At 52.1% G+C, this 12836-nt stretch carries 9 protein-coding genes and 1 pseudogene; 1 reads left to right on the top strand and 9 read right to left on the bottom strand.

What is annotated here, in order from left to right:
- The first annotated feature begins 270 nt into the window (after positions 1-270).
- Positions 271-954 carry a LuxR C-terminal-related transcriptional regulator gene (locus tag Y71_RS21035; protein ID WP_007373494.1) on the top strand — a complete coding sequence of 228 codons (684 nt, stop codon included), beginning with the start codon at positions 271-273 and terminating at the stop codon, positions 952-954.
- Positions 955-1322: 368 nt separating this feature from the next.
- Here Y71_RS21035 and Y71_RS21040 read toward each other — a convergent pair whose 3' ends face one another.
- The 9 genes and pseudogenes from Y71_RS21040 to tgt form a co-directional block, all read right to left on the bottom strand.
- Entirely contained in the window at positions 1323-2279 is a 957-nt protein-coding gene (locus Y71_RS21040; protein WP_007373493.1) for a lytic polysaccharide monooxygenase, read from the bottom strand.
- Positions 2280-2538: 259 nt separating this feature from the next.
- Positions 2539-4233: a glycosyl hydrolase family 18 protein gene (locus Y71_RS21045; protein WP_007373492.1), complete on the bottom strand. Its 1695-nt coding sequence runs from the start codon at positions 4231-4233 to the stop codon at positions 2539-2541.
- Positions 4234-4362: 129 nt separating this feature from the next.
- Entirely contained in the window at positions 4363-6807 is a 2445-nt protein-coding gene (locus Y71_RS21050) for an ATP-binding protein (RefSeq protein ID WP_007373491.1), read from the bottom strand.
- 55 nt (positions 6808-6862) lie between these two features.
- Entirely contained in the window at positions 6863-7570 is a 708-nt protein-coding gene (locus Y71_RS21055; RefSeq protein WP_158262936.1) for an Hpt domain-containing protein, read from the bottom strand.
- A gap of 20 nt (positions 7571-7590) precedes the next feature.
- Positions 7591-8223: a response regulator gene (locus Y71_RS21060; RefSeq protein WP_007373489.1), complete on the bottom strand. Its 633-nt coding sequence runs from the start codon at positions 8221-8223 to the stop codon at positions 7591-7593.
- A gap of 215 nt (positions 8224-8438) precedes the next feature.
- Positions 8439-9410 carry a protein translocase subunit SecF gene (gene secF, locus Y71_RS21065; protein WP_007373488.1) on the bottom strand — a complete coding sequence of 324 codons (972 nt, stop codon included), beginning with the start codon at positions 9408-9410 and terminating at the stop codon, positions 8439-8441.
- Between the two features lie 10 nt (positions 9411-9420).
- A complete protein-coding gene (secD, locus tag Y71_RS21070; RefSeq protein ID WP_007373487.1) occupies positions 9421-11268 on the bottom strand; it encodes a protein translocase subunit SecD in 1848 nt (615 codons plus the stop codon).
- Between the two features lie 28 nt (positions 11269-11296).
- Positions 11297-11629: pseudogene (yajC, locus tag Y71_RS21075) on the bottom strand (preprotein translocase subunit YajC).
- A gap of 22 nt (positions 11630-11651) precedes the next feature.
- Positions 11652-12779: a tRNA guanosine(34) transglycosylase Tgt gene (gene tgt, locus Y71_RS21080; protein ID WP_007373485.1), complete on the bottom strand. Its 1128-nt coding sequence runs from the start codon at positions 12777-12779 to the stop codon at positions 11652-11654.
- Positions 12780-12836 lie beyond the last annotated feature (57 nt).

Below are 12836 nucleotides of genomic sequence, written 5' to 3' on the forward strand. Positions count from 1 at the left end.
CCTGCACACTCTAATTTGCTGTTCACCTCTGTTATTGTCCCGGACTTTCAATTTAAGGAAAGATGATTGCTCCCGCGCGTACAACGAATATTCTTTAAGCCGCCAGAAACGTCGCTATATATACAGTAAGAACTCGATTTATTGCCTGCAATGCTAAATCAAACCGCTTAGAGGTCATGTCGATTTTTCTTACTGGTCAGATAGAAAAAACCCGATAATCTCCGTATCTTTTCTGGTAAACATTCATGGAGATAGCAATGAGGTTTAAGGATGTCAATTAATATATTAATTGCAGATGAACACACTATTATTCGTCGGGGGATGACCTCGATGATAAATTCATTAAAAACCAGCAATATAAATACTGACAAACTAGACATCGATGTCGTTGGCGATACCAGTGAGCAAGCAGAATTACTTAACATTCTCGCCACACAAAAAGTCGATCTTCTTTTCCTTGGCTATGGACTTACCACGGTTAAAACCGGTAACCCGGTATCGGAATTAGATGGTATTGCGTTAGTTAAGTGGATCTCCAGCCGTTATCTCAAGACGAAAATTATTGTCTTATCACCCTATAACAATACCAATCTTGTACGCATCGTTCTTGAAGCGGGCGCAAAAGGCTATATCAGCAGAAATACCAGCGAACGCACGTTGTGGCGCGCAATCACTAACGTAATGATGGATGAAGTTTATATTGAACGCGGTTTAATGGATTCGCTGTTCCGCCGCGAAGCCATTACCCCGCAGGAGCTGTCAACGCGCGAAAGTGAAGTCTTACGCTTATTATGCCGGGGGCTCTCTCTGACTACGATATCGACACGTATGAACATCAGTATCAAAACGGTGAGCGCACATAAGCTACGCGCGATGGGAAAACTGAATGTAAGAACAGACTGCCAGCTTTATTGTCTTTTATTCCAGACCCGGATGTTCGATATTGCGATGTAAGTCCGAACGCAGGATCATGACAGCCAGCGGAGAATTTCGCTGGTTCTGTTGCTCTCCCTCGTTTTGAAACCCACTCGCTGTACACTCTTTTTCGTCGATAAAACGCCGCTTTATTTCACAAAGCGGTTTTTTATTGCCTTCCCTATCCGCGTTTCTGCAGCATACACCTGCAAAACCGCACCTGAATCACCTCCACCGCGCCTTCTTTTGCATACGCAATCGCGCTCAAAATCAGCAGGTCAGGGGTAATGTCGGGGCACAAGTGTCTTAGCAAGAGAGGAAGCAGCGGACAGGATGATAACGGGGTTCTGAGGAGCGAGCGCCCCTCAGAATGCCGGCGCCACAAAGGGCGCCGGAGAAAAGCAGGCTTATTTACAGGCAGTGTGCGCAGAAGCAGAGCCAGGCTCACGCCATACGCCCCACTGGTTAGCGCTGGACGGCGCTTCACCGCGAGTCCACCAGCCGTTGACCCAGACTTTGCCCTGATAAGAAACTTTCTGGCAAGGTGCAGAGTAAACCGTGGTAGCGTTCCATGCTGCAACAGTATCATCGCCCGGAGCCGGAGTATCGCCCTCGTCGCCCGGAGCCGGAGTATCACCTTCATCGCCCGGTGCCGGAGTATCGCCCTCGTCGCCCGGTGCCGGAGTATCACCTTCATCGCCCGGTGCCGGAGTATCACCCTCATCGCCCGGTGCCGGGTTTTCTTCTTCATCGCCCGGTGCCGGGGCCGGGTTGTTGCCGCCGAAATCAACGTCAATCACGTTGTAGAAAGTAGCGCCGGTATCAGAGACGTCCCAGGCAGCCATAATTACCTGATAACCGTCACGTTCCGGTACGTCACATTCGTGCTTCGGATTGGTATTCGCAATCGCGCCGTTACCTGTAACCTCGCAGAAAGGCTGGGCTTCAAAAGAGTTGCGAGTCAGCGGCTGATTCGGGTTCCAGTTTGCTTTAGTGATGTAGTATTTCCAGGAGCCAGTTTTATGCGCAGCGGTAAATTTCCAGGTAAAGGAGTTCTTGCCCGCTTTCATTGGATGCTTAGTCCAGCGAGAAGCGCTCTGCTGATCCAGATTAACCATTGATGCCACGCCAGCACTCGCCAGGCGTCCATCAGCCGGACCCGCGTTTAAAGCAGGGAAGCCATCCGGCCCTTCAACGCTCTGCGGTTCATACTGCGGGCCTGCGCCACAATCTTTGTTCTGGTTTCCCTGAGCAGCAGTACATAACGCTGCGCGGGAAGCGGGTTCGGTAACATAACCATGTGCTAAAGCGCCACCGGCCATGCAAAGGGTTGTGACTGCGAGAAAAACTTTTGATAATTTCATTAATAACTCCATCCATGTGTAGTATTTACTGCCCGGTTAAAGTAATGAATTATCGTTGTAATAATAATATCAACATTCCATTAATTTATAAGATCCCCTCCGCTGCCACGGGAATATTCTGCCATGAATATGTAATAACAAAATAAAAAAGCCATACCCCGAAGGATATGGCCTGGATATATTTTTTCCCGAACAGACAAATATTTTATTAATATCTGATCTTTTTCGGCGTCACAACGGGCGCCGAAGGGCGAAAATATTATTTACACTGGGTGTGCATGGTTGCAGAACCCTCTGGACGCCATGCGCCCCACGGGTTAGCGTCGGACGGCGCTTCGCCCTGAACATACCAGCCGTTCATCCAGACTTTGCCCTGATAAGTTACTTTCTGGCAAGGCTGAGCATAGATGGTAGAAGCGTTCCATGCTGTGACGGCACCGTTGCCTGGGTTATCGCCAGGCTCTTCACCCGGGTTATCGCCTGGGTTTTCGCCCGGTTCTTCACCCGGCTCTTCGCCTGGTTCTTCACCTGGTTCTTCAGGCTCTTCTGCAACATCGTCAGCCAGGTGCTTGATGGAGAACGCCAGCGGCAGAGAATCATCTTTGCCATCATTAACCGTCAGTTTAAAGCCCAGAGTGGCATCCACATCGGTGCTGTTCAGCGTGAAAGTCGCTTTCTGCTGACTCGCATTGTTCAGCGTAACCTGCGGCCCGGAAACCTGGGTCCAGGTGTAAGTCAGTGTGTCGCCATCCGCATCATAAGAGCTGGAAGCATCCAGCGTTACCGTCGCTGCACCCTGCACTTCTTTCTGATAAGTCGCACGAGCAACCGGAACGGTGTTGCCGGTTTCCGGCACGCCGCCGCTGGCGGCATTCTTCATATCGTTGATGTAATCGATCTGGTCAGCAAAGCTCAGGCCGGTATCGTTAGAGCCCATCGCCCAGACGAATACACCGCCGTAACCATTTGCAGCCTGCCATGCGGCACGCGCGATGTTGTTTTCGCGGGTTTCAGCATAGCGACCTTCCGGGCCCCACTGGGTGGTCAGGGTGTTACCGAGGATGATTTTCTTCGCATCGCCAACCGCTTTCGCGTAGTTAGCCATTGCAACGTCATACTTGAAGCGCGGACCCGCATCGTATGCCATTACATTGTAGAAATCAAACAGATCGCGACTGTTTTGCAGCAGATCCAGTACTTCACCATGGTGAGTGGAACGATCGTTTTCAACAAAGGAGCAACCGTCGGTCACAGAAGAATCAGAGCACTCAAGCGGGTCAGCACCCACGTGGTAAGTCGTCAGGCTGATCAGCTTGCCGCTGTTCGGGCCCAGTAGTTCACGTACGCGTTTAACCAGTTTGATCAGGTTGTTGTTCTCTTCCGGACTCAGACGAGCGGTTTTCTCGAAGTCAAAGTCGATACCGTCGATCTGCACGGTGCCCGCCTTCTGGTAGTTCGCCAGGTTACAGGAACCATCCCAGTTAGCGCTGGAGCATGGACCCTGAACCTGATCCGCCTGCAGGCCTTTTTGATAAACCGGGAAATCCTTACGCAGCAGTTTTACCAGACCCTGAGCAATATTTTCACGGCTGGTTTCATTCGCCAGATGCGCCCAAATACTTTCGTATGTTGCGCCACCGAATGCCACCATCATTTTTTTGTAGGGTGCAGCCAGTTTAACTTGAGTCCAGGAAGTATAAGCTGGCGGTAACCAGTAATCGTTATAAGCAACATCACCAACGATATTATCAGAAGTATAAATTGCACCGTCCTGATCCCAGCCACCGAACGAAAGCAAATAAGTATCAACTTCTGCATTCATCATTTGAGTAGCTGCATCCTGAGGTAAACCCCAGGAAGTCAGATAACTCATCATATGGTTATTTGATTCAGCCAGTGCAGACTGAGAGAGTAACGCCGTAGTAATTAATGCAGCCAATGATAACTTTTTCAAAAGTAACCTCCTGTTACAAGAGTTAATTAAAAATGCGTCATCAATAATAGGGGCTGCGAATTTTATTCCAATGCGTTACATCTCGTAATGGTTGAGAATAACCGAGGTCCGTTTTGAATATTCTCGATATTATTTAATCCATTTCGCTATTTCTTCCTGAGAACAAGGTTTAAATAAACAACCATCCATTCCCGCGGCCAGACATTGCTCAATAACCTCTTCCTGCGCAATCGCCGTAAAGCCAAGCAAGGTTGCCCGCTCGCGGTCATTTTCCCGCTCCTCTGCGCGTAACCGCTGCGCCAGCGTGAAGCCATCCATCACCGGCATATTGCAATCAATTAAGGCGTAATCGAAATTGTCATACATCCGCCACAGTGTCAGCGCCTCCTCACCATTCTGCGCTTCGCTCACCCGGTGGCCCAAAAATTCAAGCTGATGTCGTAACAACATGAGATTGGGGGGGTAATCATCCACAATTAATACCCGCTTAACGGTGGTCAGCGATTTGCTCCTGGGTGTTTTATCCAGCGGCTTCGCCACGCTGGCAATAGCCGCGGGCAAACAAAGCTGTAGCGCGACCGTTGTCCCTTCACCTGGCGCGCTGGTTAACGAGAGCGTGCCTTTCATCAAGTCACAGAGTGTACGGCAAATAAACAACCCCAGCCCGGTTCCCAGCCGGGAGTTTTCTCCTTCCATGCCTAACTGCGTAAACGGTTTGAAAAGGCGCTGTTGATCTTCCGGAGTGATGCCAATGCCGGTGTCTTTCACAGTGAGCGCAACCTCAACCCTGCCATCAGAAGTGGGCTGATGCTGCAAAATGACCTCAATTCCCCCTTCGTGAGTAAATTTAATCGCATTACTCAGCAGATTAGAGAGGATCTGTTTATAGCGGCAGGGATCGATCTTCAACAGACAGGTATTGCCGCCAATTATCCGCAAATCAATGCTGATTTGCTTCTGATCGGTCGCTTCCTGAAAGAGCAACACCACCGAACGGGTTAAGGCGATCAGATCTTCTTTTTGTGGCTCAATGGCCATGCGACCCGATTCGATGCGCGCAATATCGAGAATATCGCCCACGACCGTCAGCAAATTTTTTGCCGCATCATGCGCGACTTCAAGCATCGGCTGAGAGTGGTGCTCTTTCACGTTCTGCTTAATTTGCAGTTCGAGGATGCCGAGAATCGCATTCAGCGGCGTGCGGATTTCATGGCTCATCACCGAAAGGAAATTGCTCTTTGCCCGGCTCGATGCCAGCGCTTCATCCCGGGCATCATTAAGCTGTTGCACCAGCTCTTCGCGTTCCGTGACATCCATCCAGCCGCTGCAGACCCCGCCGATCGCCCCGTCGCTATCATGGAAAGGAATGATCCAGTGGAAAACGGTGCGCGGTTTGGTGCTGTGATCCAGCGCCAGCACCCGATCGCCCATCTGCGGTCGCCCCGTCTCGATAACATCCACATAGTCGTGCCGGAATCCGCGTTTCAGGTATTCAGGCAACGGCAGAACGTCGATGGTTTCACCAAGCACATCGCCGCGCGCAACCTTCATTTCAGCCAGGAAGCGGGCATTGCAATCAATCATCTTGCCTTCAAGGTTACGCACCACCATCGGCCAGGGAACGGCATGCATGATGTTATACATATACGTAAGCTGCTCTTTGAGCCGCAACTGCATGCGCGTGCGCTGTTTAACCTGGCGTCGCAATGAAAGGCCCCACAGCAGCGAGAGAATCAACACCATCGTTGTGGGAACGCCGATTTGCCAAAGATGTTGCCGCCAGCGCTGCCAGAATGCGCCGCCTTCGTAGCGCCAGCCGCTACCAAGCCGCTGATAATCATTATCCGGAATGGTATCCAGCACTTTATCGAGGATCGAGAGCAGTTCCGGCGCGGCCGCTGAAACACCGAAAGCAACATGCAGGGGATTAACCCCTTGCAGGCTGGAAATGTCAATTTTATCGCGGCCAATCCGTCTGATTTGATAATCCGTATTCGCCTCAATGCCGATCGCCGCATCCACCTGGCCTGCGGAGAGCATATCCACAGCCTCTGTCAGACTGCGGGTGCCGATCATCTTGATCTGCGGATATTGCGCAGCGAGATAGCGTGCGATCAACGAGTCTTCACGCACGGCAACGAAACGATCAGAAAGCCCATCAAGCGTCCTTACCGCTGGCGTTTTGCTTCGCGTCAACAGAACATATTTACTGGTCAACCAGACGCGCGAATAGCGTAATTCCGGCAGGTGACCGGTGGGGATACCGGCCACCATGTCGGCCTCTCCGGCGGCGATCTTTTCGCTCAGCGCCTCGAAACTGCTGACATCGGAGACCACAAAATTGAGGCCGGTACGGATACGCACCATGGTCAGCAGATCGGCGCTGATACCACTGAAATTCAGTTTCTTATCGATAAAACTCATCGGCGCGCTGGCATCAAAAGCCAGTACGCGGATGACCGGATGCTCGCGAATCCACTGTTTTTCGCTGGGCGAGAAAAAAGGGCTCCCGGCGTCCTTCACCTCATCGGCACCCTGTGCCGCCATAACAAACGTACAGAGAAGACACAGCACAGCCCCTGTGCGCCTGAGGAAAGGAAAAATCGGGTATTTTGCTATCCTGCCTGATCTATTCATTCGCGGTAACGCCCAACGCTCTCTGCAAAAATTGATAACTTTCATGCACCGCGATACCAAAGCGATGGCGCATCTTCGTGGCTTGCGCTTCATTTACCCGCTGTTCGTGGAGCAGTGCAGGCAATCTTTCCATGGTGATGCAACGGCGCCGGGCATAGCGCATGCCCAACAGGTGAAAAGAGGATTTCATGCGGTGTGCCAAATCAGCTATCTGTATCAGCGATCCATCATGTTGCAGGTTTTCCAGTTGGCGGAGATCGCTGCTTAACGTTCGCAGCAGCGTCGGGATCATCGCCTCTATAACTGGCTGTTGGTGGCCGGCCAGCGCACAAAGTTCGTGCAGATCCGGCTCTGGCCTGAGTGGAATAGCCCTGACCTGCTCATCAGAAAACATCAGCGGCAGCAGTCGATCAAAACCTTTGAGCCGCAGCCGATTCTCCTGCTGCTCCCGCGACCAATCACCACAGCCCAGCAGCAGCGGCGTTGTCGCCACATCGCCCGCCAGTTCTGCGGCAAGAATGTTTTCCAGGGCGTCACAACCCGCCTTTTCCTGCTCGTCGAGCTCGAAAACTATGGCGTGGTACCGGTGTTGCTTAAGCAGGCCGGGCGCGTCGTTGAAGCCAGCAATACGCTTTTGCGGGTGCGCATGCTGTAATCTGTACTGTTGCTCGCAACGGTGAGTAATAACAAGAAGTGGCAATCCCTGCATAACGACCTGACTTAACTGATTAATCCGAGCTGCTGTACGGACTGATAAAGCTCATACTCCGACGTGGCGCCTAATTTACGCATCGCGCTCTTCTTTTGTGCGCTAACGGTCTGCTTGGTACGGCTCAGCCTGACGCTGATTTCATTCACCGTCATTCCGCGCAGCAACAGACGCAGAACTTCATTCTCTTTTGGTGTTAGGTGAACCGCTGTTTTCGTCGTTGTTCGCTCTTTGATGCTACCGATCCGGCCTGCCGCCATGGTGGACGTCAGACTTTTCATCGTATGCAACAATTCGGTAGAGAGGCTGGCTTTATTCAGCACGCGGTGTACGCCAAGACGCATTAGCGAACGCTGGAGACCAGGATTGCTCACCATGGTAACGACGATAATTAATAGCTCAGGCCAGCGTCTTTTCAGCAGTTGTATCAACGCCAGTCCGTCATTGTACCGGGTACCCGGCATGCTGAAGTCGGTGATTAAAATATCCGCAGGTTGCTGCTCAAGCTTCACCACTAGCTCGTCGGTAGTCATGGCTTCATCAACAATGTGGTACTGACGGGAAAGTGGGTTAAGCAGTGCCCGTAATCCCATCAGATAAATAGGATGATCGTCAGCAATCAGCACCTTTTTTGGCTTCAGCACATCTGGATTCTCGCGGGCAAAATGAAAGTGCCGCAGACTCTAGCAAAAAAATAAAAACAGGCAGAATGAATATTGCGGATAAAACAGAAATGCGCGCTTATAGCTTTGTTAATTGCAGGGCTAATTTAAACCAGGGATAAAAATGGAGTTTTTATAATCAGCAGATATAAAAAAACCGCAGCACCGGCTGCGGTTTTTTAGCGTTGAGAGCAAGCTTACGGCAGAATTGACGGCTGATCCGCCCCTTCTTTCTCTACTTTCTGCTGCAACAGATGTTCGCGCTTCATCCCCAGCTTCAGCGCCAGCGCCGATGCAACGTAGATGGAAGACGCCGTACCGATGGAAACCCCGATCAGCATGGTCAGCGAGAAGCCTTTCAGCATCGCTCCGCCAAAGAGATACAGCATCAGGATCACAACCAGCGTGGTGCCGGAGGTGATCAAGGTACGATGCAGGGTCTGCGTCAGCGAGATATTGAAGATCTCATACGGCGTACCGCGACGGATCTTGCGGAAGTTCTCACGAATACGGTCCGATACCACGATACTGTCGTTGAGCGAGTAGCCGATCACCGACATCAACGATGCCACGATAGTCAGGTCAATCTCGATATGGAACAGCGACAGCACGCCCATGGTAATGATCACGTCGTGCGCCAGAGCGATAACCACACCCGCCGCCAGACGCCATTCGAAGCGGAACCCAACGTAAATCAGGATACAGATCAGCGCAACCAGCAGCGCCATACCGCCGGTTTGCGCCAAATCCGCCCCGACGCTCGGGCCGACGAACTCGATGCGTTTCACCGCAGCGTTCTGACTGGTCGCTTCGTTAATCACGCTGACAACTTTGCTGCCCAGTACCTGCCCGCCGGTTTCACCCTGCGCAGGCGGCATACGCACCATGATGTCACGGCTGCTGCCGAAGTTCTGCAACAGCGGTTCCGCAAAGCCCGCTTTCTCCAGCGCGTCACGCATTAAATCCATGTCCGCTGGTTTTTCCAGCGAAATTTCAATAACCGTACCGCCAGTAAAGTCCAGGCCCCAGTTAAAGCCGCGAACACCCATCACAACGATGGAGAGGATCAGCAGCCCGCCGGAAATGATGAAAGCCCAGTTGTCCCAGCGCATAAAGTCCCAGACTTTACGGCCGTGGTTCAATTGTTCAACAGTATAATCCTGTGCCACAACGCACTCCTCAGATAGACAGCTTGTTAATGCGTTTGCCGCCGTACAACAGGTTGACGATGGCACGGGTACCGACGATAGCGGTAAACATGGAGGTCGCCACACCGATACCGGTGGTAATTGCGAACCCTTTAATCGAGCCAGTGCCTACTGCGTACAGAATAAGCACTTTAATCAACGTGGTGACGTTCGCATCGAAAATCGATGAAAATGCGCCCTGATAACCTTCGTGAATCGCCTGCTGGACGGAACGTCCGTTGCTCAGCTCTTCCTTAATACGTTCGTTTATCAGTACGTTCGCATCCACCGCAACCGCAAGGGTTAACACGATACCCGCAATCCCCGGCATGGTCAGCGTTGCGCCAGGCAACAGCGACATGATACCGACGATAAGCACCAGGTTCGCCACCAGCGCAGACGTTGCGATCAGACCAAACTTCTTATAGAAGAAGATCATGAAGATGATCGACACCACCAGACCCGCCAGACAGGCTTCCAGACCCTGAGTGATGTTCTGCGCACCCAGCGTTGGACCAATAGTACGTTCTTCAACAATCTGAATCGGCGCAATCAGCGCACCGGCACGCAGCAGCAGCGAGAGCTGACGCGCTTCGGTCGGGTTGCTGATGCCGGTAATGCGGAAGCTGTTACCGAGGCGAGACTGGATGTTGGCGATGTTAATCACCTCTTCCTGTTTCACCAGCACCGCACGGCCATTGGCATCTTTCTTACCGCTGTCTTTGTACTCCACAAACAGGGTCGCCATCGGCTTACCGATATTGTCCTTGGTGAAGTTCGACATAATGTTGCCACCCGCGCTGTCCAGTGAAATGTTCACCTGCGGCTGGTTGTACTCATCCTGGCTGGATGTGGAATCGGTAATGTGGTCACCGGTCAGAATCACGCGTTTGTACAGCACAACCGGCTGACCTTCACGCGTCAGTTTCACCTCAGAATCACCCGGTACACGACCGGCAGCTGCGGCAGAAGCGTCCACGCTGCTGTTTACCAGACGGAATTCCAGCGTTGCAGTCGCACCCAGGATCTCTTTAGCACGCGCAGTATCCTGAATCCCCGGCAGTTCAACCACGATGCGATCAGCGCCCTGGCGCTGCACCAGCGGTTCGGCAACGCCGAGCTGGTTCACACGGTTACGCAGAATATTGATGTTCTGCTGAACAGCATATTCACGCGCTTCACTCAGACGCGCATCGCTCATCACCGCACGCAGAACGTTGTCGCCCTGGTTGGTGATCACCAGATCGCGGTGGCGGCTGGTCAGGTAAGTATTCGCCTGATCGCGCGCCGCGCTGTCGCGGAACTGGATGCTCAGGCCATAATTATCTTCCTTACGCACGGTGGTGTAAGGAATCCCTTTATCGCGCAGATCGCTGCGCAGGCTGTCCATATTCTGTTCCTGCAGCTTGGTCAGCGCTGTTTGCATGTCCACTTCCATCAGGAAGTGCACGCCGCCGCGTAAATCGAGACCGAGTTTCATCGGTTCGGCTTTGATGGCGGTCAGCCAGCGAGGCGTTGCAGGAGCAAGGTTAAGAGCTACGACGTATTGATCGCCTAACGCGCTGACCAGCACCTCGCGGGCGCGCAGCTGTGTGTCAGTCGAATCAAAGCGAGCGAGAATAGCGCCATCTTCCAGTGCCACGGACTTCGCGTTGATTTTTTCTTCTTGTAAATTTTTCTGGACCTGGATCAGCGTTTGCTCACTGGCGGCGACGCCGCGCGCGCCAGTGATCTGAACAGCCGGATCCTCACCATACAGGTTGGGAAGTGCGTAAAGCAGGCCGACGATAATCACGACGACCAGCATGATGTACTTCCACAAAGGATAACGGTTTAACACGGCAGTTCCCTTTGGGAAAACGAAATGATTACAGCGCCTTCATAGTGCCTTTCGGCAGAACGGCAGCTACGAAGTCACGTTTGATTACTACTTCAGTGGTGTCGTTCAGCGCAATCGCAATGTAGCCGGTTTCAGCTACTTTGGTTACGCGACCAACCAGACCACCGTTAGTCAGCACTTCATCACCTTTGGCGATGGAGTCCATCAGCTTTTTATGCTCTTTCGTGCGTTTTTGCTACGGACGCAGGATCATGAAGTAGAAAATCAGACCAAACACCACCAGCATCAGGATCAGAGATATCGGGCTACCCTGTGCCGGCGCGCCAGCTGCCGCTACCGCATCAGAAATAAAAAAGCTCATTCAAATTCCCTCATTTATTTAATTAATCAACGTTCAAAGGTGGAACCGGTCGACCCTGACGTTGGTAAAAATCCGCTACGAAGCGCTCTAATTTACCCTCTTCGATAGCCTTGCGTAAACCAGCCATTAAACGCTGATAATACCGCAGGTTATGAATCGTATTGAGACGCGCGCCCAAGATTTCGTTGCAACGATCGAGATGATGCAAATACGCAAGTGAATAATTGCGACAGGTGTAGCAATCACACTCAGCATCGAGCGGGCTGGTATCGCTTTTATATTTCGCGTTACGGATTTTCACCACGCCGTTGGTCACAAACAGATGACCGTTGCGGGCATTACGCGTCGGCATAACACAGTCGAACATATCAATGCCGCGACGCACACCTTCAACTAAATCTTCCGGTTTACCCACACCCATCAGGTATCGTGGTTTGTCTGCAGGGATTTGCGGGCAGACATGCTCCAGGATGCGGTGCATATCTTCTTTTGGCTCCCCTACAGCAAGACCGCCGACAGCGTAGCCATCAAAGCCAATCTCTACCAGACCTTTGACCGATATATCTCGTAAATCTTCGTAAACGCTGCCCTGAATGATGCCAAAGAGCGCATTTTTGTTGCCTAATCCGTCGAATCGGTCGCGACTGCGCTTCGCCCAGCGTAGAGACATTTCCATAGAGCGTTTCGCATAATCCCAGTCGGCCGGGTATGGGGTACATTCATCGAAGATCATCACGATGTCGGAACCGAGGTCGTATTGGATCTCCATCGACTTTTCCGGGTCGAGGAAAATCGGATCGCCATTGATCGGGTTGCGGAAGTGCACGCCCGATTCGGTGATCTTGCGAATGTCGCCAAGACTGAAGACCTGGAAGCCGCCGGAATCGGTCAGAATCGGGCCTTTCCACTGCATAAAATCGTGCAGATCGCCATGCAGCTTCATGATTTCCTGGCCCGGGCGCAGCCACAGGTGGAAGGTGTTGCCCAGAATAATTTGTGCGCCAGTGGCTTCCACTTCTTCCGGCGTCATCCCTTTTACGGTGCCGTAAGTGCCCACAGGCATAAACGCCGGCGTTTCAACCACGCCGCGTTCAAACACCAGACGACCGCGGCGGGCGCGTCCGTCGGTGGTATCCAGTTCAAATTTCATTTTTTCTCCAGCATCAGAGAGACAGTCTGATGGTAACTATCTGCTGTGAAATCACTC

Source organism: Kosakonia radicincitans DSM 16656, from assembly GCF_000280495.2.
GTDB lineage: Bacteria > Pseudomonadota > Gammaproteobacteria > Enterobacterales > Enterobacteriaceae > Kosakonia > Kosakonia radicincitans.

Bases quoted from the DNA above. Each gene is read 5' to 3' on its own strand.
- Y71_RS21035 (WP_007373494.1), top strand. From the start codon at position 271: ATGTCAATTAATATATTAATTGCAGATGAACACACTATTATTCGTCGG.
- Y71_RS21040 (WP_007373493.1), bottom strand. From the start codon at position 2,279: ATGAAATTATCAAAAGTTTTTCTCGCAGTCACAACCCTTTGCATGGCC.
- tgt (WP_007373485.1), bottom strand. From the start codon at position 12,779: ATGAAATTTGAACTGGATACCACCGACGGACGCGCCCGCCGCGGTCGT.